At 63.7% G+C, this 20,458-nt stretch carries 19 protein-coding genes; 7 read left to right on the forward strand and 12 right to left on the reverse strand.

Annotation, left to right across the window (positions count from 1 at the left end; translation table 11 throughout):
* Window positions 1-131: 131 nt before the first annotated feature.
* From IF809_RS10230 to IF809_RS10260, 7 genes are all read right to left on the reverse strand, one after another.
* The gene (locus IF809_RS10230) at window positions 132-767 is read right to left on the reverse strand and encodes an HAD-IA family hydrolase (protein WP_462837499.1); all 636 of its coding nucleotides are present in this window, start codon (window positions 765-767) and stop codon (window positions 132-134) included.
* Window positions 768-1,068: 301 nt separating this feature from the next.
* Window positions 1,069-1,581: a type II toxin-antitoxin system VapC family toxin gene (locus tag IF809_RS10235; protein ID WP_462837500.1), complete on the reverse strand. Its 513-nt coding sequence runs from the start codon at window positions 1,579-1,581 to the stop codon at window positions 1,069-1,071.
* A complete protein-coding gene (locus tag IF809_RS10240; RefSeq protein ID WP_462837501.1) occupies window positions 1,578-1,721 on the reverse strand; it encodes a hypothetical protein in 144 nt (47 codons plus the stop codon). The genes IF809_RS10235 and IF809_RS10240 overlap by 4 nt, the downstream gene beginning before the upstream one ends.
* A gap of 224 nt (window positions 1,722-1,945) precedes the next feature.
* Window positions 1,946-2,509, reverse strand: a complete 564-nt coding sequence (locus IF809_RS10245) for a DinB family protein (protein ID WP_462837502.1) — start codon at window positions 2,507-2,509, stop codon at window positions 1,946-1,948.
* A gap of 80 nt (window positions 2,510-2,589) precedes the next feature.
* A complete protein-coding gene (gene uvrA, locus IF809_RS10250) occupies window positions 2,590-5,568 on the reverse strand; it encodes an excinuclease ABC subunit UvrA (RefSeq protein ID WP_462837503.1) in 2,979 nt (992 codons plus the stop codon).
* A gap of 280 nt (window positions 5,569-5,848) precedes the next feature.
* A complete protein-coding gene (locus IF809_RS10255) occupies window positions 5,849-6,532 on the reverse strand; it encodes an outer membrane protein (RefSeq protein ID WP_128966371.1) in 684 nt (227 codons plus the stop codon).
* Between the two features lie 237 nt (window positions 6,533-6,769).
* Window positions 6,770-7,549: an outer membrane protein gene (locus IF809_RS10260; RefSeq protein WP_462837504.1), complete on the reverse strand. Its 780-nt coding sequence runs from the start codon at window positions 7,547-7,549 to the stop codon at window positions 6,770-6,772.
* Window positions 7,550-7,974: 425 nt separating this feature from the next.
* Here IF809_RS10260 and IF809_RS10265 point away from each other — a divergent pair, with 425 nt between their 5' ends.
* Together IF809_RS10265 and gyrA are read left to right on the forward strand one after the other, a co-directional pair.
* The gene (locus IF809_RS10265) at window positions 7,975-8,472 is read left to right on the forward strand and encodes a single-stranded DNA-binding protein (RefSeq protein WP_128966369.1); all 498 of its coding nucleotides are present in this window, start codon (window positions 7,975-7,977) and stop codon (window positions 8,470-8,472) included.
* Window positions 8,473-8,830: 358 nt separating this feature from the next.
* The gene (gyrA, locus tag IF809_RS10270) at window positions 8,831-11,575 is read left to right on the forward strand and encodes a DNA gyrase subunit A (protein WP_462837505.1); all 2,745 of its coding nucleotides are present in this window, start codon (window positions 8,831-8,833) and stop codon (window positions 11,573-11,575) included.
* 104 nt (window positions 11,576-11,679) lie between these two features.
* Here the strand turns inward: gyrA and IF809_RS10275 are convergent, their stop codons facing one another.
* Window positions 11,680-13,533, reverse strand: coding sequence for a potassium transporter Kup (locus tag IF809_RS10275; RefSeq protein WP_462837573.1), 1,854 nt, complete (start codon window positions 13,531-13,533; stop codon window positions 11,680-11,682).
* A 195-nt stretch (window positions 13,534-13,728) separates the two neighbouring features.
* On the reverse strand, window positions 13,729-13,986 hold the full coding sequence (locus tag IF809_RS10280; RefSeq protein WP_453978809.1) for a hypothetical protein: 258 nt from the start codon (window positions 13,984-13,986) through the stop codon (window positions 13,729-13,731).
* Between the two features lie 251 nt (window positions 13,987-14,237).
* Here IF809_RS10280 and coaD point away from each other — a divergent pair, with 251 nt between their 5' ends.
* Genes coaD through queA form a run of 5 tightly spaced genes read left to right on the forward strand, consistent with a single transcriptional unit; the run spans window position 14,238 to window position 17,369 of the window.
* Window positions 14,238-14,732: a pantetheine-phosphate adenylyltransferase gene (gene coaD / locus IF809_RS10285; protein WP_128966366.1), complete on the forward strand. Its 495-nt coding sequence runs from the start codon at window positions 14,238-14,240 to the stop codon at window positions 14,730-14,732.
* 40 nt (window positions 14,733-14,772) lie between these two features.
* Window positions 14,773-15,348: a peptidylprolyl isomerase gene (locus IF809_RS10290; RefSeq protein WP_462837506.1), complete on the forward strand. Its 576-nt coding sequence runs from the start codon at window positions 14,773-14,775 to the stop codon at window positions 15,346-15,348.
* Between the two features lie 8 nt (window positions 15,349-15,356).
* The gene (locus IF809_RS10295; RefSeq protein ID WP_462837507.1) at window positions 15,357-15,782 is read left to right on the forward strand and encodes a hypothetical protein; all 426 of its coding nucleotides are present in this window, start codon (window positions 15,357-15,359) and stop codon (window positions 15,780-15,782) included.
* Window positions 15,779-16,243: a peptidylprolyl isomerase gene (locus IF809_RS10300; protein WP_128966363.1), complete on the forward strand. Its 465-nt coding sequence runs from the start codon at window positions 15,779-15,781 to the stop codon at window positions 16,241-16,243. The genes IF809_RS10295 and IF809_RS10300 overlap by 4 nt, the downstream gene beginning before the upstream one ends.
* Before the next feature lie 52 nt (window positions 16,244-16,295).
* Window positions 16,296-17,369 (forward strand): tRNA preQ1(34) S-adenosylmethionine ribosyltransferase-isomerase QueA, encoded by a 1,074-nt coding sequence (queA, locus tag IF809_RS10305; RefSeq protein WP_462837508.1) that lies wholly within the window; start codon window positions 16,296-16,298, stop codon window positions 17,367-17,369.
* A 125-nt stretch (window positions 17,370-17,494) separates the two neighbouring features.
* On the opposite strand, the gene IF809_RS10310 is transcribed toward queA, so the two are convergent.
* The 3 genes from IF809_RS10310 to IF809_RS10320 all read right to left on the reverse strand — a co-directional run bounded on the left by IF809_RS10310 (window position 17,495) and on the right by IF809_RS10320 (window position 20,369).
* The gene (locus IF809_RS10310) at window positions 17,495-18,532 is read right to left on the reverse strand and encodes an aspartate-semialdehyde dehydrogenase (RefSeq protein ID WP_462837509.1); all 1,038 of its coding nucleotides are present in this window, start codon (window positions 18,530-18,532) and stop codon (window positions 17,495-17,497) included.
* A 231-nt stretch (window positions 18,533-18,763) separates the two neighbouring features.
* The gene (locus tag IF809_RS10315) at window positions 18,764-19,369 is read right to left on the reverse strand and encodes a PepSY domain-containing protein (RefSeq protein WP_453978814.1); all 606 of its coding nucleotides are present in this window, start codon (window positions 19,367-19,369) and stop codon (window positions 18,764-18,766) included.
* Window positions 19,370-19,622: 253 nt separating this feature from the next.
* Window positions 19,623-20,369, reverse strand: a complete 747-nt coding sequence (locus IF809_RS10320) for a TetR/AcrR family transcriptional regulator (RefSeq protein WP_462837574.1) — start codon at window positions 20,367-20,369, stop codon at window positions 19,623-19,625.
* Window positions 20,370-20,458: the final 89 nt, after the last annotated feature.

Below are 20,458 nucleotides of genomic sequence, written 5' to 3' on the forward strand. Positions count from 1 at the left end.
ATGGGCCATTGCGAAGAATGGGGCAAAGAACGGGCGCAGCATTGCGCTGGATCAAACCTGGAAGAAATGATGCCAGCCGGTCTTCCCTTCGCGCGGCAACCCGCGACGCTGGGATTTTGTGTTGCGTCGCGTCAGCGATTGCTGGCGCACAGGGCAGGGACAATGTCCCCAATTCGATCAAAGACAACATCCGGTGATTGCGCCCGCAGCGCCGCCGGTGCCGCGTAGCCCCAGCTGACCGCACCGCAGGCAATCCCCACGGCACGCGCCGCTTCGACGTCGCGAACCTCGTCTCCGATCGCGATGACCTTGTCTGGCGCAACGCCGGCGCGCCGGATCACGCGGCAGAATTTCGCGGGCTTGCCGAACACCGAGGCCGAGCAGTCGAAGTACTGGAATAGCGCGGCGGATGTGCCGAGCTTTTGTCGCGCATTGGCTTCGCTGTCCGACGTCACCAGCGCGAGCTGCACGCCATTCTCGGTCAGCGTCCGCAGCATCGCATCAGTGCCTGAAAACAACGAAATCTGAGCTGCTGCCTCACCCTTCAACCGCCGGTCATATCGAACGATCGCCGGCAGTTTCCATAGCGGCACTTCGAGCTGGCTGAGAATCTCCCGCGTCGAGGCATGCCGCAGCGACTCGACATCCTCATCTCTGACACGACGAAAGCTGAAGCGATCGGCGACATCGTTGATGGTACGCAGGAACCAGGGAAAGCTGTCGACGAGGGTGCCGTCGAGGTCGAAGATGGCGAGGGAGAAGGGCAACTGTGGTCTGGTTTGCAGAATCTGATGGGAAACGCTACGTAGCTGCGAGTTAGTCGTAGCCTAACCGACGGCCAGGTTGATTGGGCACCGCCTCATTGACGTCCAGGTAAACCTTGTCCACGCAGCGTTGCACGGTGCGATGATAGCTTCCGCCGCGCCATTCGCCCTCGTAGATTTTAACGTCGCTGACCTGTGCCACCGTTAGACAACGCCATTCACCGCCGGCTGGTAGTCTGCTTCGGCTGGAGCCGCCGAACTGAAAGACCAGGACTCGCTCTTGGCCGTTGGTGTGGCCAAGAATCTAAGGACATATTTCGCGACGGACGCCATTGTAGTTTAAAGACACAGGCAAGCGTTGCAATATTGCTTGCGCAAAGGTTTGGTAGGCTGCGCTGTGGCTCGATCGCACGATTTCAAAGGCCCTGTCGCGCGCGCGGCCGTACCTGTAAATCGAGAAGTCATCGTCGAAGCTCGCCGCCCGTGTAATCCCAAGCCGCTCCATCACCGCGAAGCTCGTTCGATCTACCAACGAATAGTCATGATCCGGAAACGATGTGCCTATCGCCCACGCCGTCTCGAGATCTGCACTGATGACTGGCTCGATGCGCACCGCGCTACCGCGAACGCGATCCCAGAACGTCTCAGCCACGTTTCGGTTAAAGCGACTTCTAAGCAAAAGCCACGCCTCGGCCAGAACGTGATCAGTCATCAGAGGATCAGGAAAAGCCTGGAGGATTCCCTTGGCTACGGCATTGTTCCGATCGCGCTTTGCGACTGCCGCAAACCAGACCGACGTGTCGACGAAGATGCTCAACGGCGGCGCGACCTGAGCTTAAGTTTCGTTGTCTTGCGCCGCTTGCGAGACGAGTGCACATCCAGGATCGCCTCCGCTATCATTTCGTCTTTTTGATTTGCGACGTCTGTTTCCTGCCCCTCGTCGGCAAGATCGAACATCGTGGAGATATCTAGCTTCCTTTCCGCTTCGCCCAGGTCATCTACGACGAGTCGCCTCACATATTCGGCGAACGAAATCTTTTTCTCGGCGGCCTTGGCTTGTGCCCGCCGTCGAGTTTCCGGGTCGAGCGTAACTTGCGTTCTGCCGCTCGCTCCTAGCCAGGCCCAGCGCCATCATGCCATCATGCCCCTTTCTTAGCAATATCGAGCCAAGGTATCCGGAGCTAGGACTTCCACACGGTCTCCTCGCTCCAACCAAGGTCTGCAAACTCGGCAGCCCGAAGCGGCGCTTCTCCTTCTGCAAAAAACTCATCGAACTGCGGCGGCACGACCGCTGTCTCGGACAGCATGGCGTGCGCCTGTCCGCGGTGATGAATCTGATGCTGGAAGAGATGCATGAGGAGCCGGTCGCAGCGCTCGGTCTGGACCCGTGTGTCGCGATTGATCCGGATCGTGCCATCGAGAAGTTCAGGCGTCAGCGCGTCGCAGATTGCGAGCAAACGCTTGTCCATTGTGGCTTGGGCAGGCTTCAGTTCGGAAACCGAGGGGTATGGTACTTCGTTTGCCCAGGCGCGCGGTCCGAGCCAGCCGCCTTCGAGCGCATCGATGTAGAAGAGATCGATGACGTAGATGTGGTTCAGCGTGCGTTGAATGCTCGGGAAGAAACCCGTTCGCGGGGCTTCGAAATCCGCCTGGTTGAGACCGGCGCAGGCGTTGAGCAGGCGATGGTTGGCCCAGGCATTGTTGTGGGCGAAAGCGCGATAGGTTTGCACAAGTCCAGCGGACATGTCGGCTCGTTCCCGGGTCCTGGGTCTTACGAGAAAGCAGCGGCGGATTACGCTTCGCTAATCCGCCCTACGGTCTCGTTCTACTCCGCCGCCTCGCTCGTGCTCCTTCGCTTCGGCTTGCGCGCCTTCTTCAGCACCGGCTCCAGGAATTTGCCCGTGTAGCTCCGCTGCGCTTTGACGATGTCCTCCGGCGGGCCCCAGGCGACGATCTCGCCGCCGCCGTCGCCGCCTTCGGGGCCGAGGTCGATGACCCAATCGGCGGTCTTGATGACTTCGAGATTGTGCTCGATGACGACCACCGTGTTGCCCTGCGCGACCAGCTCGTGCAGCACTTCCAGGAGCTTCTTGACGTCGTGGAAGTGCAGGCCTGTGGTCGGCTCGTCCAGGATGTAGAGCGTGCGGCCGGTGGCGCGTTTTGACAGTTCCTTTGCCAGCTTGACGCGCTGGGCTTCGCCGCCTGAGAGCGTCGTCGCCTGCTGGCCGACATGGATGTAGTCGAGGCCGACGCGGTGCAGGGTTTGGAAAGTCTCGCGCACGCGCGGCACCGCCTTGAAGAACTCGGCCGCTTCCTCGACGGTCATATCGAGCACGTCGGCGATGCTCTTGCCCTTGAACAGCACCTCCAGCGTCTCGCGGTTGTAGCGCTTGCCCTTGCAGACATCGCAGGTGACGTAGACGTCGGGCAGGAAGTGCATCTCGATCTTGATGACGCCGTCGCCCTGGCAGGCCTCGCAGCGGCCGCCCTTGACGTTGAAGGAGAAGCGGCCGGGCTCGTAGCCGCGCGCCTTGGACTCGGGCAGGCCGGCGAACCATTCGCGGATCGGCGTGAAGGCGCCGGTATAGGTCGCCGGGTTCGAGCGCGGGGTACGGCCGATCGGCGACTGATCGATGTCGATGATCTTGTCGATATGCTCCAAGCCCTCGATGCGGTCGTGGGGCGCCGCGCCTTCGCTGGCATTGTTCAGCTTGCGGGCGATGGCCTTGTAGAGCGTGTCGATCAGCAGCGTCGACTTGCCGCCGCCCGAGACGCCGGTGACGGCGGTAAACAGGCCGAGCGGAATTTCCGCCGTCACGTTCTTGAGGTTATTGCCGCGCGCGTTCACCACCTTGATGGTGCGGCGGTGGTTCGGCGGGCGCCGCTCCGGCACCTCGACCTCGAGCTCGCCGGTGAGGTATTTGCCGGTCAGCGATTTCGGGTTGCGCATGATCTCGGCGGGCGTGCCTTCGGCCACGATGTTGCCGCCATGCATGCCGGCGCCGGGGCCGATGTCGAGCACGTAGTCGGCAAGCCGGATCGCGTCTTCGTCATGCTCGACCACGACCACGGTGTTGCCGAGGTCGCGCAGTCGCTTGAGGGTGTCGAGCAGGCGCGCGTTGTCCCGCTGATGCAGGCCGATGGAGGGCTCGTCCAGCACGTAGAGCACGCCGGTAAGGCCAGAGCCGATCTGCGACGCCAGGCGGATGCGCTGGCTCTCGCCGCCGGACAGCGTGCCGGAGGAGCGGGAGAGGGTGAGATAGTTGAGGCCGACATCGAGCAGGAACGTGAGGCGCTCGCGGATCTCCTTGAGAATGCGCCCCGCGATCTCGTTCTGCTGTGTGTTCAGTGTATCAGGCACGGTCTCGAACCAGGCCCCGGCGGCCTTCACCGACAGCTCGGAGATTTCGCCGATGTGCTTAGCCCCGACCTTGACGCAGAGCGCCTCCGGCTTGAGCCGGAAACCGTTGCAGCCGCCGCAGGGCACGTCGTGGAAATACTTCGCCAGCTCCTCGCGCGCCCACTCGCTCTCGGTCTCGCGATAGCGGCGGTTGATGTTGGTGATGACGCCTTCGAACGGCTTCTTGGTGTCGTAGGAGCGAACGCCGTCCTCGTAGGAGAATTTGATCTCGTCCTCGCCGGAGCCAAACAGGATCGCGTTTTGCGTCTTCTTCGGCAGATCCTTCCACTTCGTGGTCAGCGTGAACTTGTAGTGCTTGCCGAGCGCCGTCAGCGTCTGCGTGTAGTAGGGCGACGACGACTTGGCCCAGGGCGCGATCGCGCCCTTGCCGATGGCGAGCTCCTTGTCGGGGATGACGAGGTCTTCGTCGACGTGCTGCTCGACGCCGAGGCCGCCGCAGGCGGGGCAGGCGCCATAGGGGTTGTTGAACGAGAACAGACGCGGCTCGATCTCGGGGATGGTGAAGCCGGAGACCGGGCAGGCGAATTTTTCCGAGAACAGGATGCGCTCGGGGCCGCTCTTGTCGTGGATCTTTGCGGTCTTCTTTTTCTCTTCGGCTGGCGCTGCCGCCGCGGACGCGTCGGCGAACTCGACGACGGCGAGGCCTTCGGCGAGCTTCAGCGCGGTCTCAAAGCTCTCGGCAAGGCGCTGGCCGATGTCGGCGCGCACCACGATGCGGTCGACCACGACGTCGATGTCATGCGGAAACTTCTTGTCCAGCGTCGGGGCTTCCGCGAGCTCGTAGAAGGTGCCGTCGATCTTGACGCGCTGAAAGCCCTTCTTGAGCCATTCGGCGAGCTCCTTGCGATACTCCCCCTTGCGGCCGCGCACGACAGGCGCCAGCAGATAGAGGCGGGTGCCCTCGGGCAGTGCCAGCACGCGGTCGACCATCTGCGAGACGGTCTGGCTCTCGATCGGCAGCCCGGTGGCCGGCGAATAGGGCACGCCGACGCGTGCCCACAACAGGCGCATGTAGTCGTAGATCTCGGTGACGGTACCGACGGTCGAGCGCGGATTCTTCGACGTCGTCTTCTGCTCGATCGAGATCGCCGGCGACAGGCCGTCGATCTGGTCGACGTCGGGCTTCTGCATCATCTCCAGGAACTGGCGGGCATAGGCCGACAGCGATTCGACATAGCGCCGCTGGCCCTCGGCGTAGATGGTGTCGAAAGCGAGCGAGGATTTGCCGGAGCCTGAGAGCCCGGTGAAGACCACGAGCTTGTCGCGGGGAATCTCGACGTCGATGTTCTTGAGGTTGTGCTCGCGGGCGCCGCGGATCGTAATTGCGCGCAGGCTGGAGCCCGCATTCTGTTGTTGGCGCTTCGCCTTGATCACTTCATCCATCCGCGTTGCCCTCGAGGAATCCCAAGGCTACGCGATCGCGCCAATGGGGAGGCGCGCTTCGCCCGGAACCGGGATCGGCGCCGATGGGGTTGTGGCGAACGTAGGAAGAACGGAGGCGGATTTCCAGTGGGACTTGCGAATCGTCAACGGATTGTTGTTGTGCTGGCGGCACTTGGCAGCAGGGGCGCGGAACTGCGCGAGCGTCGCCCAAGGAAAAAGGCCGGCGCGAGGCCGGCCTTTCGTGACGATGTAACGTCGGTCGCGACGATCAGTACCGAACTCAGTACTTGGCGACGACCGGGCCGTTGAAGTGATAGTTCACGCCGACCTGCACGGTGTGCAGGTTGAGGGTGCCGGTGGGCAGAGCGCCGAAGTAGGTCTCGCCGCCGAGGCTGCGATAGAGGTACTCGCCCTTGATCGACCACTGCGGAGCGATGAAGGCTTCGACGCCGGCGCCGACGGTCCAGCCCGAGTGGAACTTGCTGTCGGAGGCGCTCACGCCGAGGGCCGAGAGGGTGATCTTGTTGTCGATCCAGGCGTAGCCACCGGTGCCATAGAACAGCACGTTGTTGACGGCGTAGCCGATACGGCCGCGCACGGTGCCCATCGCGTCGGTCTTCGAGGTGGCGGTCGCAGTCACGACACCGAAGCCGGGGACGACGGTGGCGCCGGTCGCCGTCGCGCTGACGTCAGCCCAGGCGCCATCGGCCTCGACGCCGAACACGACGTTGCCGGTCTGCCAGTTGTAGCCAGCGGTGCCGCCGACGAAGCCGCCCTGCATGCGGGGCGAGCCCGAATCTTCCCAGGCGCCGCCACCGACGAGACCGAGGTAGAAGCCGGTCCAGTTGTAGACCGAAGCCATGGCCACCGGGGCCTTCGTGTAGGGGCGAGCCGCCAGGTCGGCAGCCGAAGCGGCGCCGGTCAGAGCGATCAGAGCGGCCGAAGCCAAGAGAATCTTCTTCATATTGAACAAATCCCAGTCCCAGTTTCTATTTTGGACTTCCGTGCGTCGGAAGCAGTATCGGACGCTGTGGTCCAACTGACGTCGTGCTTACACCACCAAAGCCGCAAGTTGTGTCTCCCAAAAGCCACAACGGACGCAAAACGTAACGTTTGCTGACCTTTAGTTTCATCCTGGAACCCGCAGCAAAAAGGCCGGCACAGGGCCGGCCTTTGATCTTCCAATGATATCAGCGGGATATCAGTATTTCGCGATGACCGGGCCGCCCCAGCGATAGTTGAGGCGGACGAGGCCCATATCGACATCCTGGCCAATGCGGTCGCTGCCGAAGGCGGCTCCGGCCGGCGTGGTCAAGCCGATCGTGCGATGACCAAGGAACATGTGGTCATACTCGACACCAACCGACCAGTTCGGCGCAAAGCCGAATTCGAGACCTGCACCGACGGCGCCGCCCCAACGAGTCTCGCGGGCTGACGCCAGCAGGGTACCAGCGCCGGGCGTGCCGGGAGCTGCGAACACGTCGTACTTGTCGCCGACGACAGCGGCGCCACCCTTGACGTAAAGCAGCACGCTGTTCCAGGCGTAACCGACCTGACCGGTGATCAGGCCAAAAGAGTCGATGCGCGAACGATTGCGATCGCCGGTGACGAGTGCCGTGCCCGGGAAGGCAAGGCTGATGTTGTCACCGCTGAAATCAGCCCAGTTGCCCTGACCCTCGAGGCCGAACACCCAGTTGGCGGATTGCCAGCGGTAGCCAATCTGACCACCGATCGTGCCGCCGGTGGCGTTGTGGCAGCCCTCGCCAACGAGAGTGCCCGTGACGGGCGTCACGAAGTCCCAGCATTTGTGGGCCGATCCGCCGCCACCGTTAATGCCGATGTAGAAGCCGCTCCAGTCGTAGATGGTCGCGACCATCGGCGGCGCCTTGGTGTAGGGACGGGCCGCCAGATCCGCTGCACTGGCGGGTGCAGACACGCCCAACGCAACAATACCAATAGTACCGAATAGAATTTTCTTCATTGCAGTCTCCCCAGTGACGTCCGCTTCAGCAGTCCCCGAAGCGGTCAATTCAGGCGCGACGCCCATATGAACCAATTCCGAAGCCACCGTAGTCCAACGGACAGGCTGAGTCCGTCTCTGGAATGCAACACTCATCGGGCAATCGAATCGGGCGTAAGTTGATGAATGTTAAGTGCTTTCCCGCCTGGCCGAGTTCCAATTCATGCCGGCGTGCATAGCGGCGCCAGGCTCCTCATCCGCGCTTTTGCGCCTCGTATTCTTTGACTAGAACAAATCTGGAACAGACCTTGGGTCAATGCTATATGTGGGGATAACCGAGGGCGTGGCGGGCCGATCGGCGCCCGTAAGCGTATAGGGTCGGCCCAACAGGCGGCAGCGCGGGCGCGCCTTTCGAAATTCAGTGGCATTCGGAGTGGAGAGCGGCGATGGCGGGAAGCGTCAACAAGGTCATTCTGGTTGGAAATCTCGGCAAGGATCCGGAAATCCGCCGGACCCAGGACGGGCGGCCGATTGCGAATCTGAGCATCGCCACCTCCGAAACCTGGCGCGACAAGAACAGCGGCGAGCGCAAGGAGAAGACCGAATGGCACCGCGTCGTGATCTTCAACGAAGGGCTCTGCAAGGTCGCCGAGCAGTATCTTAAGAAGGGCGCGAAGGTTTACATCGAGGGCGCGCTGCAGACCCGCAAATGGACCGACCAGAGCGGCGTGGAAAAGTACTCCACCGAGGTTGTGCTCCAAGGCTTCAACTCGACCCTGACGATGCTCGACGGCCGCGGCGGTGGCGGAGGAGGCGGTAGCTTCGGTGATGAGCCGGGCGGCGATTTCGGCTCGTCCGGTCCCGTCAGCAGCGCGCCGCGCCGTGCCGTTGCCGCCGGCGGCGGAGGCCGCAACAACGACATGGACGACGACATCCCGTTCTGAGGACTGTTCCACTGCGGAGAGCGGGCCGGCCGCCAGAGCGGCGGCTTCCATCTCGGATCAGCAAATCTTGCTAATTGGCAGGCTGGGCTCGGAAATTCCCGGCCCACTTCACGTTTGAGGTGAACTCGCCTTTGCGAGCTGTCGGAACGTGGCCGACGGACGGCATCCGCGTGCCCGATCATCGGGGATGCGGGCCGATTTTGGATGGTCGTTCCGGCAGGGCCGAAGGCGCTGCTCTCGGCACCTTAAGTTGTTGGAAAAACAGTCGGAAAAAGCGCTTCCCGGACACGTCCAAGGGTGGTTATCAGGACCTCGATGCGCTATATGATTCCCAAATAAAATTTCACCGGATTCCCCCTTGGCTGACGATGACAACAAGCCCGGCGACCAGCCGGCGCAACCCTCGGACATTCGCCCCGTCTCGATCTACGAGGAGATGAAAAAGTCCTATCTCGATTACGCCATGAGCGTGATCGTGTCGCGTGCGCTGCCCGATGCGCGCGACGGGTTGAAGCCGGTCCATCGGCGCATCCTGTACGCGATGAACAATCGCGGCGACACGCCGGACAAGAAGCACAAGAAGTCCGCCGGTGCCGTCGGTGAGGTCATGGGTAAGTACCATCCCCATGGCGACCAGGCGATCTACGACGCCTTGGTGCGCATGGCGCAGGACTTCTCGATGCGCGCGCCCCTGATCGACGGTCAGGGCAATTTCGGCTCGGTCGACGGCGATCCACCCGCGGCGATGCGCTATACCGAGTCCCGCCTGACCAAGATCGCGCTGAAGCTGCTCGAGGACATCGACGACGACACGGTCGATTTCCAGGACAACTACGACGGCTCCGAGCGCGAGCCGGTGGTTCTGCCCGCGCGGTTCCCAAACCTGCTGGTCAACGGTGCCGGCGGCATCGCGGTCGGCATGGCTACCAACATCCCGCCGCACAATCTCGGCGAGGTGATCGACGCCTGCGTCGCGCTGATCGACAATCCCTCGTTGACCATCGACGAGCTCAACGGCATCATCCCGGGCCCGGATTTCCCGACCGGCGGCATCATCCTCGGCCGCCAGGGCATCCGCAGCGCCTATCATCTCGGCCGCGGCTCCATCGTGATGCGCGGCAAGGTGACGTTCGAGACCATCCGCAAGGAGCGCGAGGCGATCGTCATCACCGAGATCCCGTATCAGGTGAACAAGGCGACGATGGTCGAGCGCATCGCCGAGCTCTACAAGGAAAAGAAGATCGAGGGCATCTCTGACCTTCGCGACGAATCCGATCGTGACGGCTACCGCGTCGTCGTCGAGCTCAAGCGCGATGCCGTGCCCGACGTGGTGCTCAACCAGCTCTACAAGTTCACGCCGCTGCAGACCTCGTTCGGCGTCAACGCCGTCGCGCTCGACTCGGGTCGTCCGCAGACGATGAACCTGAAGGACATGCTGACGATTTTCGTCGGCTTCCGCGAGCAGGTCGTCACCCGCCGCACCAAGTACAAGCTGCGCAAGGCGCGCGAGCGCGCGCATGAGCAGGTCGGCCTTGCGATTGCCGTCGCCAACATCGACGAGATCATCAAGGTCATCAGGCACTCGCCGACGCCGGCCGCCGCGCGCGAGACCCTGATGACGCGCGACTGGCCGGCGCGCGACGTCGAGGACATCATCACGCTGATCGACGATCCCCGCCATCGCATCAACGAGGACGGCACCATCCGTCTGTCGCTCGAGCAGGCGAGGGCGATCCTCGAGCTGCGCCTGGCACGCCTCACCGCGCTCGGCCGCGACGAGATCGGCGAGGAGCTGGCCAAGCTTGCCGGCGAGATCGAGGATTATCTGGCGATCCTGCGCTCGCGCGCCCGCATCCTCGACATCATCAAGACCGAGCTTGCCGAGGTGAAGGCCGAGTTCGCCACGCCGCGCAAGACCGTGATCATGGAGCAGGAAGGCGAGGTCGAGGACGAGGACCTGATCCAGCGCGAGGACATGGTCGTCACCGTCTCGCACGCCGGTTATGTCAAGCGCGTGCCTCTGTCGGCCTATCGCGCCCAACGCCGCGGCGGCAAGGGACGCTCCGGCATGCAGACGCGCGACGAGGACTTCGTCAGCCGCCTGTTCGTGGCCTCCACGCACACGCCGGTGCTTTTCTTCTCCTCGCGCGGCCAGGTCTACAAGGAAAAGGTCTGGCGGCTGCCGATGGCCGCGCCGAACGCGCGCGGCAAGGCGATGATCAACATCCTTCCGCTGGAGCAGGGCGAGCGCATCACCACCATCATGCCGCTGCCCGAAGATGAATCGACCTGGGCCCAGCTTGACGTGATGTTCGCCACTACAGGCGGTAACGTCCGCCGTAACAAGCTGTCCGACTTCGTCGACGTCCGCCGTTCCGGCATCATCGCCATGAAGCTCGACGAGGGTGAGGCGATCGTCGACGTGCAGATCTGTACCGAGCGCGACGACGTGCTGCTCACCGCTGCCGGCGGGCAGTGCATCCGCTTCCCGGTTCCTGATGTCCGCGTGTTCACCGGGCGCACCTCGATGGGCGTGCGCGGCATCGCGCTCGGCGAGGGCGACAAGGTGATCTCGCTGGCGATCCTCCGCCATGTCGAGACCACGTCCGATGAGCGTTCGGCTTACCTGAAGATGCGTCGCGCGGTCGCCGGCGAAGCCGCGGCGGAAGAGGCGCAGGGAGATGCCGAGGCCGAGGAGACCTCAGGCAGCTTCCAACTCCCGCAGGAGCGCTATGTGGAGATGTCGGCGGCCGAGCAGGTGGTGCTGACCGTCTCCGTCAACGGCTATGGCAAGCGGACCTCGTCCTACGAGTACCGCACCACGGGCCGCGGCGGCAAAGGCATCGTCGCCATGAGCGTCAACAACCGCAACGGCAATCTGGTTGCGTCCTTCCCGGTCGAGGACGCCGATCAAATCATGCTGGTCACCGACAAGGGCCAGCTGATCCGCTGCCCGGTCGAGGGCATCCGCATTGCCGGCCGCTCGACCCAGGGCGTGATCGTGTTCGACACCGCCGAGGACGAGCACGTCGTCTCGGTCGAGCACATCACGGAAGAGGCGGAGAGCGGGAATGGGGCGACTGCGGAGACAAACGGGGACTAACTCCTTGCCCCGTAGCCCGGATGGAGCGAAGCGAAATCCGGGACCCCTGATGCTTGGAAAAAAACCGGATTACGCTTGCGCTCCATCCGGGCTACGCACTTGCGCTAAATCTCCAGCTCCGTGCCGAACTCCACGACCTGCTTGGTCGGCACGCCGAAGAACGCGGCGGAGCGTTCGGCGTTGCGCTGCAGGAAGGCGAACAGGCCTTCGCGCCAGACCCACATGCCCGGGATGTCCTCGCGTGGGATGATGGTCTCGCGGCCGACATAATAGGTGACGTCGGAGAGCTCGACGCCGGGCAGCTTGCCCTGGCGGCAGACGAGCCCCAATCCCTCGTAGATCGTGGGGTTCTGCATGAAACCGTAGTGCAGGATGATGCGGGTGATGCCGGGGATGATCTCGATCACCTCGGCGCGCTCCTCGTCCGCGATGTGCGGGGCCTCCTCGATCAGCACCGTCACCAGCAGCACGCGCTCGTGCAGCACGTGGTTGTGCTTGACGAACTGGGTGAGTGCGAGCGGCACGCCGCGTGGCGCGGAAGCCAGGAACGCGGCGGTCCCGGGCAGTCTGGCGCGGCACTTGTTGACGGCCGTCTCGATCAGATCCTCCTCAGGCTGGCGCAGCTTTGCGCGCGCGGCCTCGACCAGCTTCACGCCGGCGCGCCAGGTCAGCATCAGGAAGGCGACGAGGCCGGCGAGCAGCAGCGGAAACCAGCCGCCCTCGAACAGCTTGATTGAGTTCGCCGCGAAGAAGATCAGATCGATCACGAAGAAGAAGCCGTTCACGGCCACCACCAGCCAGGGCGAAAAGCCCCACTGGATCGCGACCAGCGCGGCCAATAGCGTGGTGATCGCCATCAGCAGCGACACCGCGATGCCATAGGCGCCGGCGAGAGCGTCCGAGGAGCCGAAGCTCAGGACCGCCCCTAGCGTTGCGGCGGCAAGCAACCAGTTCACCAGGGGCACGTAGATCTGGCCGATCGCATCGCTGGTGGTATGACGGATCTGCATGCGCTGCAGGAAGCCGAGCTGGATCGATTGCTGGGTCAGCGAGAACACACCGGAGATGATCGCCTGTGAGGCGATCACGGTTGCCACGGCCGAGAACGCGACCAGCAGATAGTGCAGGGCGTCGGGGCAGAGCTGGAAGAACGGGTTCTCGATCATCGTGGGATCGGTGATCAGCAACGCGGCTTGGCCGAAATAATTCAGCACCAGTGCAGGCAGGCAGATCGCAAACCAGGCGAGCCGGATCGGCAGGCGGCCGAAATGGCCCATGTCGGCATACATCGCCTCGCCACCGGTCACCGCGAGGAAGGCGGCGCCGAGGATCGCAAAGGAGACATGGAAATCCTGGTGGACCAGGAAGTCGAAGGCATAGAGCGGGCTGAGCGCGGCGAGCACCGCCGGGGCCTTGATGATGCCGTGGATGCCGAGCGCAGCCAGCACGACGAACCAGGCCAGCATCACAGGTCCGAAGATGCGGCCGATGAAGCCGGTGCCCTGCTTCTGCATCATGAACAGGCCGACCAGGATGGCGATGGTGATCGGCACGACCACAGGCGAGAGCGATGGCGCGTCGACCTTGAGGCCCTCGATGGCCGATAGCACCGATATCGCCGGCGTGATCGCGCCGTCGCCGTAGAGGAGAGCGGCGCCGATGAGGCCGACCACAAGCAGATGCGCGCGCCAGGTGCCCGGCTGGGCGTGGCGAGCGTGCAAGAGCGCCAGCAGCGCGACGATGCCGCCTTCGCCGCGGTTGTCAGCGCGCAGGATCAGCAGCGCGTATTTCAGTGAGATGATCAGCAGCAAGGCCCAGAGGATCAGCGAAGCAACACCGAGGACAGCCTCAGGCGTTACTGTGCCGCCATGAGCGGCCGCCTTGGCGGCTTCCTTCAAGGCATAGAGCGGGCTGGTGCCGATATCGCCGTAGACCACCCCGAGGGCGCCCATCGTCATGGCAAGCGGCAGTGGATCGGGATGATGATGGCCGGAAGCGACTGCGGGCGTACTGGACAAAGGCAACCCCTCAATGGGATCGCGCCCGTCGGTCCATTCCGACGGGCGCGAGCAATGACACACTCTGCGACGAGCCGTCGCAAATATCCATGGGGTTTATAGTCGGCTTTACATGACGCGAAGCTGACAGGCCGCCTACGGGGTGCGGTCGGCGGTCACCAGGCGAGCCACGCGGACATCGCCCTTGGTGCCGGCGCGGCGCAGGCAGGAGGCCTCGAAATTCGGCCAGGCCCGCTGCGAGCAGTCCCTGCCGATGGACTTGATGTCGAGCCGGTCGCCCTTGGCAAGCGGCTGCGGCACGCTTGCTTCGACGGTAGGAGCAAAACCGGGCAGGAGGGTGAGGGCTGCAGCAACGCACGCGGCGATAGCGATCGCTGAAAGAGCCTTGATCATCGACGGTCCCCTGTGATGCGGCCGCTACGCCCAGTATGCGGCCCGTCATTCGTTGGTTGGATTGATAACCATGGCGAGTTTCCGGATGTCTTCGCCGACGCCGGAAATGGTTTCGTTCTCATCCCGTTTTGTTTCGTGGACCGCCCGGGGACGAAACAAACCGTCATACCAAGGGGGTGGAAAACCGCAGGAAACTGCCACGGAACCCGGCCGGCTTGCCGGGCCGGGCCGGGCGGGGTAGGAGGGAGGCCATGCCGCGCATCGCCTTTTACCCGGGTTCCTTCGATCCCATCACCAACGGCCATCTGGACGTGGTCCGGCACGCCGTTCCGCTCTGCGACCGCCTGGTTGTCGCTATCGGGGTCCATCCCGGCAAGAAGCCGCTGTTTTCGACCGAGGAGCGGTTGAAGATGCTCCACGACGTCTGCGGGCCGATTGCGGCCCAAGCCGGATGTGCGCTGGAGGCCACCACCTTTGACGACCTCTCGGTGACGGCCGCCCGCAAGCACGGCGCCACCATCATGATTCGCGGCCTTCGTGACGGCACCGATCTCGATTACGAAATGCAGCTCGCCGGCATGAACGAGGCGATGGCGCCGGAGGTGCACACGATCTTTCTGCCGGCGTCCCCGATGGTCCGCCCGATCACCGCCACACTGGTGCGTCAGATCGCAGGCATGGGCGGCGATGTCTCGACCTTCGTGCCGCCGCTCGTTGCATCCTTGCTCAAGGCCAAATTCGCCTGAAAACGGCGCGCGTCTTCATCTCATCTGATCCGGAGTTTTCATGAACCGTCGTTTCGCAATTCTTGCCACGATGTTTGCCGCGCTCGTGCTCGCGGTCCCGGCCACGGCGCAGCAGCTGCCGGCCAATCTCGACAAGGCCAATGCGCTCGTCATCGACACCACCAAGGGCCGCATCGTCATCAAGCTCAGGACCGACCTGGCCCCACAACACGCCGAGCGCCTCAAACAGCTCGCGCGCGAAGGCTTCTACAACAACGTGCCGTTCCACCGCGTGATGGACGGCTTCATGGCCCAGACCGGCGATGGCCAGAACGGCAATGGCACCGGCGGCTCGAAATATCCGAACCTGAAGCAGGAATTCTCCAAGGTTCACTTCGCGCGTGGCATCGTCGGCATGGCCCGCCGCGGTGACAGCGTCGATACCGCCAATTCGCAGTTCTTCATCATGTTCGCCGACGGCGGCAGCCTCGACGGCCAGTACACTGTCGTCGGCGAGGTCGTGCAGGGCATGGACGTGGTCGACAAGTTGAAGAAGGCGCCAGCCGGCTCGCCCAGCGGCACCGTCACCGATCCCGACAAGATGGTGAAGGTGCAGGTCGCCTCCGACATCAAGTAGCCGGCACGATGGCACGCCGCGGCGACAGGCTCCTGTTCGCTGCAGCGGTGCTGCTGCTCGGCACCACCAGTGCTGCCGCAGAGGACGCACGGGTCAACACCATCCAGGACGTCTTCCAGCACTTAAGGACCTGCTGGAAGCCGCCGGCACCCAGTAAGGCCCGCCCACTCGACATCACCGTCGTCGTGAGCTTTAACCGGTCCGGAAACATTCTGGGCCATCCGAGGATTACCTACGAATCCGCGGAGGCCTCCGACAATGACCGGCTGCAATACCGGATCGCAGTGATGGAGGCGTTGCAACGCTGCACGCCGATGCCATTTACCGATGCAATGGCCGGCGCCGCCGCGGGACGTCCATTCGCGATCCAGTTCCGTAACCGCAAGACTTCACCTGACAAGACTTCACCCCCAACGCAAGAGAGACGAGCATGAGCGTCACCGAAAACACATTGATCCTCGAAACCACGCAGGGCCCCGTGACCATCGAGATGCGGCCTGACCTCGCCCCCGGCCATGTTGCGCGCATCAAGGAGCTGGTCCGCGAGGGCTTCTACGACGGCATCGTATTCCATCGCGTGATCGACGGCTTCATGGCGCAGACCGGCTGCCCGCACGGCACTGGCACCGGCGGTTCCGGCAAGAAGTTGAAGGCCGAGTTCAACAAGGAGCCGCACGTGCGCGGCACCGCCTCGATGGCGCGCGCCGCCAATCCGGATTCCGGCGACAGTCAGTTCTTCATCTGCTTCGACGACGCCCGCTTCCTCGACAACCAGTACACGGTCTGGGGCAAGGTCACCGAGGGCATGGAGAACGTCGACAAGATCAAGCGCGGCGAGCCGGTGCAGAACCCCGACAAGATCGTCAAGGCGCGGATGGCCGCAGACAAGGAGTAATCTCCTCATTTCCAGGGGCGCGCGAAGGCGCGCTCCTGGTGGCAAGCTGCAAATGCGCACTGATCTCTTCGATTTCGACCTGCCGCCCCAGCGCATCGCGTTGCGCCCGGCAAGCCCGCGCGACTCAGCGAAGATGCTGGTCGTAGAAGGCGGCGCGCTGCGCGACCAGACCGTCGCCGACCTGCCGCAATGGCTGCGGCCAGGCGACCAGCTCGTCGTCAACGATACGAAGGTCATCGCGGCGCAATTGAAAGGCCGTCGCATTGGCCGCGAGACCGAGCCGAAGATCGAGGCGACGCTGATCAAGCGCCTCGACGGCTCGCGCTGGCAGGCGCTGGTGAAACCGGCAAAGAAGCTCGTGGCCGGCGACCGCATCCGTTTCGGCAATGAAGGCAAGGTTTGCCTGCTCGGCCATCTCGATGCCGAGGTCGAGGCCAAGGGCGGTGAAGGCGAGGTGACGCTGTCATTCTCGTTCCACGGCCCGGCGCTGGACCAGGCGATCGCCGACCTCGGCAGCCCGCCGCTGCCGCCCTACATCGCCTCCAAGCGCACGCCCGATGATCAGGACCTCGCCGACTACCAGACCATGTTCGCAGCGAACGAAGGCGCTGTCGCGGCGCCCACCGCGGGTCTGCATTTCACGCCCGCGCTTGAGCAGGCGCTGCAAGCGCGCGGCGTCGGCATCGTCAGGGTGACACTGCATGTCGGGGCAGGGACGTTCCTGCCGGTCAAGGTCGAGGATACCGACGGTCACAAGATGCATGCCGAGTGGGGTACGATCTCGGCCGAGACGGCCGAGCAGCTCAACGCCGCGCGGAAGAACGGCAGGCGCATCGTCGCCGTCGGCACCACGTCGTTGCGGCTGCTGGAAAGCGCGGCGAACGAGGACGGGATCATTCAGCCGTTCGCGGCCGAGACTTCGATCTTCATCACGCCGGGCTATCGCTTTCGCGTGGTCGATGTCCTGATGACGAACTTCCATTTGCCCAAGTCGACATTGTTCATGCTGGTGTCCGCCTTTGCGGGCCTGGACACGATGAAGCAGGCCTATGCTCACGCGATCGCGAATGAGTACAGGTTCTACTCGTATGGCGATGCGTGTTTGTTGTTTCGGGCAGGCGGTTAGCTCCGGCGCGTAGGGTGGGCAAAGCGAAGCGTGCCCACGTCTTTCTTGAATGCGGAGAAGACGGGTGGGCACGGCGCTTCGCGCCTTTGCCCACCCGACGATACCTGCTTCTACGGTAGCTTCCGTTAGGCCATCACCCGCTGCGGCAACAGCTCCGCGATCTGCACCGCGTTGAGAGCCGCGCCCTTGAGCAACTGATCGGCCGCCACAAACATCGAGATCGAGTGCCCTGAGGGATCGCTCAGGTCCTTGCGGATGCGGCCGACAAGAACGTCGTCCTGGCCCGAGGCGTCGATCGGCATCGGGAAGTGGTTCTTGACGCGATCGTCGACCATCTTCACGCCCGGTGCCTGCGCCATGATGGCGCGGACCTGATCCTCGGTGATCGGCTTCTCGCATTCGAAGGTGATGGCCTCGCAATGCGCACGCAGCACCGGCACGCGCACGCAGGTGACGCCGATCGCGATCTTCTCGTCCTCGAAGATCTTGCGGGTTTCCTTGATGACCTTGGTCTCTTCGTCGTTGTAGCCGGTCTCGGGGTCGAGTGCCGTGTTGTGGCTGAAGAGATTGAAGGCGTAGGGGTGCGGCATCACCTTGGGCGTATAGACCTGCCCGTTGAGATTGGCGCGGGTGGACTCCACCAGTTCGTCCATCGCAGCAGCGCCGGCGCCCGAGGCGGCCTGGTAGGTCGAGATGATGACGCGCTTGATCCGGTTCTTCCGATGGATCGGCCACAGCGGCACCAGCGCGGTGATCGCGGCGCAGTTCGGATTGGCGATGATGCCCTTGTGATCGCGGATGCGATTGCCGTTCACCTCTGGGATCACCAGCGGCACGTTCGGGTCCATCCGGAAGGCGGAGGAGTTGTCGACGACGACGGCCCCGGCCTTGACCGCAACAGGCGCGAACTTCTTGGAGATGCCGCTGCCGGCGGAGAACAGCGCGATGTCGACGCCGTCGAATGAGCGCTCGGTCAACTCCTCGATGACAATGTTCTGGCCGCGGAACGACACCGTCTTGCCGGCCGAGCGGGCGCTCGCGAGCGCCTTGAGCTTGCTGACGCGAAAGCCGCGCTTGTCCATGGTGGCGATGAATTCGGCGCCCACCGCACCGGTGACGCCGACAATCGCGACGACGGGATCGTTACTCACTTTGTCCTCCATTGCATTTCGGTTGAGCTGGGATTTAGGCAACAAAAAAGCCCCGGACCATCGAGGGCGGGGCTTCGGCAGAGCTTGATGCGTTCTAGTCGACGACTACGCGCGCACGCCTCCCCGGGCCCCGAAGGCCGTGGTGGTTTTGGTCGTGCGTTTGGTGGTCGTGAACATGGCGGCGACTTATGCGGGAGAGTCCTGCGCGCGTCAATGGCTTTTCGGCCGGATTGTGGCCTGTCGCTACCTGCTCCGCGCGCCTGGCGGCTCAAGGATGACCTCCTTGAGATCGTCGCCGCTGATGACGACGATCGCGAAATTGAGCCGGCCGCGATCGCGCACCAGCCCGCCGCTGATGGCCTTGCCGGATGCAGCTTTCTCCGCGACGCGCACGGCATCGGCGAGGCGGTGCTTTATGGTGCCGAGCGCAGCGAGATTGCTGCGATCCTCCAGGTCGAGCTCGGCCAGGGGCAGGGCGGCTTCGCCGCTCATCACCTCGCCGGTCGCCGCGTTGATGGTGTTGCGCCAGATCCGATCGTTGTGCAGGGTCTTGACCCGGTACACCGGTACGCCCGAGCCGCCGTCGAAGCTGACATCCGCGGTTGTCGCGCCAGCATGACGGGCCTCCGCAATCGCAATGGCCTGGCTGATCGAGATCGAGGAGCTGCGGAAGCGCTCGATCTCGCGGCTGATGGCCTGGCGGTCCGCCGTGGCATCCCCATCTGTCTCGTTGTGGAGGGTGGCGGGCGTCGAGCTCGCCGAGACGATGGCGCGGGCCGGCGCGGCGGCGAGCAGCCCCGACAGGGCGATCGCCAGCAAGCCTGCCACCCGTCGTTTTGTCGATCTCATGGTCCAAACCCTCGACCGGTCAGTCTGCCGGACGTTCGTAAAGAAATCGCGGCCGGCCTTGGGCACCGGCCGGCCGCGGAGCGTCGGGACGGGCTGCACCCGTCGCGGCGATCTAAGCGGTCCGGTCCTCTTTTGGGGCTGGTGAAAAAAGTGGTCCGCACCGCTTTACAAACAAAACCATACGGTATCGTTTTGTTTTGGTCAACGACGAGACGATCGTCCGCGGGGACAAATCGCCGGTTTCACGGAAATGTCAGCGGGACGGGCGGCGCTTTGGAGCGGGTTTTGGGATGCTTTGGACGCGGTCGGCTGGTCCGATCGCGCCGGCCAGGAACAGCTTGATCGCCGCGCGCATCCGCTTCTCGGCGGCCTTCAGTTCCATCGGCGTGCCGAACGTCGCCATGCGGTGGGTGTGACCGACGACGACGTCGAGGAACACTTCCGCCGCGATCGTGGTGTCGTCGACGTCGAGCGCGCCTTGCGCCACCAGATGGTCGAAGAAGCGCGCGGTGGTGGCGACCGCTTTCAGCCAGCCTTCTTCCTTGCCGAGCCTGGCAATGTCAGGAAAGTTGATGGCCTGCGACGTCATCATCCGGCTGAAGGCCATGGCGTCCGGCCCGCAGGTGAAACTGAGCATTTTGCGCCCGATCTCGATCAGCCGCTGTTCGACCGAAATGTCGGACGGACTGCCGAGCTGCGTCTCGGCCGCGGCCGATAGCGGCGCGAGCCAGCGCGCGATCTCGCGCCTCAGCACGGCCGTGAACAGCCCGCGCTTGTCGCCATAGCGGGAATAGACCGTAGGCTTGCTGACGCGCGCCGTTTCAGCCACCGCGTCAAGCGAGGTCGCGTCAAAACCGCGATCGAGAAACAGGCGGGTGGCGACCTCGATCAACCGCTGATCGCGCTCGATCGCAGCTGACTTCGTCGGCCGGCCGCCGCGCGATTTCGATACCTCGCGCCGAGCCGCTGCCGTCCTTGCCTTGGTCGCAGCCAATCCCATGCCCAATGTGCCCAATGATTCTTGCGCCATGTTGCCAATGTTCATTGCTGTATAACGCGCAGCAACCGGGGCGTCATCGCGAATCTGGC

This window comes from Bradyrhizobium sp. UFLA06-24 (assembly GCF_054967145.1).

Excerpts from the sequence above, each read along its gene's own strand:
- IF809_RS10315 (WP_453978814.1), bottom strand. The coding sequence starts at position 19,369 with ATGAGATCGACAAAACGACGGGTGGCAGGCTTGCTGGCGATCGCCCTG.
- IF809_RS10275 (WP_462837573.1), bottom strand. The coding sequence starts at position 13,533 with ATGACGATGGGCGCCCTCGGGGTGGTCTACGGCGATATCGGCACCAGC.
- IF809_RS10310 (WP_462837509.1), bottom strand. The coding sequence starts at position 18,532 with ATGGAGGACAAAGTGAGTAACGATCCCGTCGTCGCGATTGTCGGCGTC.
- IF809_RS10255 (WP_128966371.1), bottom strand. The coding sequence starts at position 6,532 with ATGAAGAAGATTCTCTTGGCTTCGGCCGCTCTGATCGCTCTGACCGGC.
- IF809_RS10320 (WP_462837574.1), bottom strand. The coding sequence starts at position 20,369 with ATGGGATTGGCTGCGACCAAGGCAAGGACGGCAGCGGCTCGGCGCGAG.
- uvrA (WP_462837503.1), bottom strand. The coding sequence starts at position 5,568 with ATGGATGAAGTGATCAAGGCGAAGCGCCAACAACAGAATGCGGGCTCC.
- coaD (WP_128966366.1), top strand. The coding sequence starts at position 14,238 with ATGCCGCGCATCGCCTTTTACCCGGGTTCCTTCGATCCCATCACCAAC.
- IF809_RS10245 (WP_462837502.1), bottom strand. The coding sequence starts at position 2,509 with ATGTCCGCTGGACTTGTGCAAACCTATCGCGCTTTCGCCCACAACAAT.
- IF809_RS10265 (WP_128966369.1), top strand. The coding sequence starts at position 7,975 with ATGGCGGGAAGCGTCAACAAGGTCATTCTGGTTGGAAATCTCGGCAAG.
- IF809_RS10280 (WP_453978809.1), bottom strand. The coding sequence starts at position 13,986 with ATGATCAAGGCTCTTTCAGCGATCGCTATCGCCGCGTGCGTTGCTGCA.
- IF809_RS10295 (WP_462837507.1), top strand. The coding sequence starts at position 15,357 with ATGGCACGCCGCGGCGACAGGCTCCTGTTCGCTGCAGCGGTGCTGCTG.
- queA (WP_462837508.1), top strand. The coding sequence starts at position 16,296 with ATGCGCACTGATCTCTTCGATTTCGACCTGCCGCCCCAGCGCATCGCG.
- IF809_RS10260 (WP_462837504.1), bottom strand. The coding sequence starts at position 7,549 with ATGAAGAAAATTCTATTCGGTACTATTGGTATTGTTGCGTTGGGCGTG.
- IF809_RS10300 (WP_128966363.1), top strand. The coding sequence starts at position 15,779 with ATGAGCGTCACCGAAAACACATTGATCCTCGAAACCACGCAGGGCCCC.
- IF809_RS10240 (WP_462837501.1), bottom strand. The coding sequence starts at position 1,721 with ATGTTCGATCTTGCCGACGAGGGGCAGGAAACAGACGTCGCAAATCAA.
- IF809_RS10290 (WP_462837506.1), top strand. The coding sequence starts at position 14,773 with ATGAACCGTCGTTTCGCAATTCTTGCCACGATGTTTGCCGCGCTCGTG.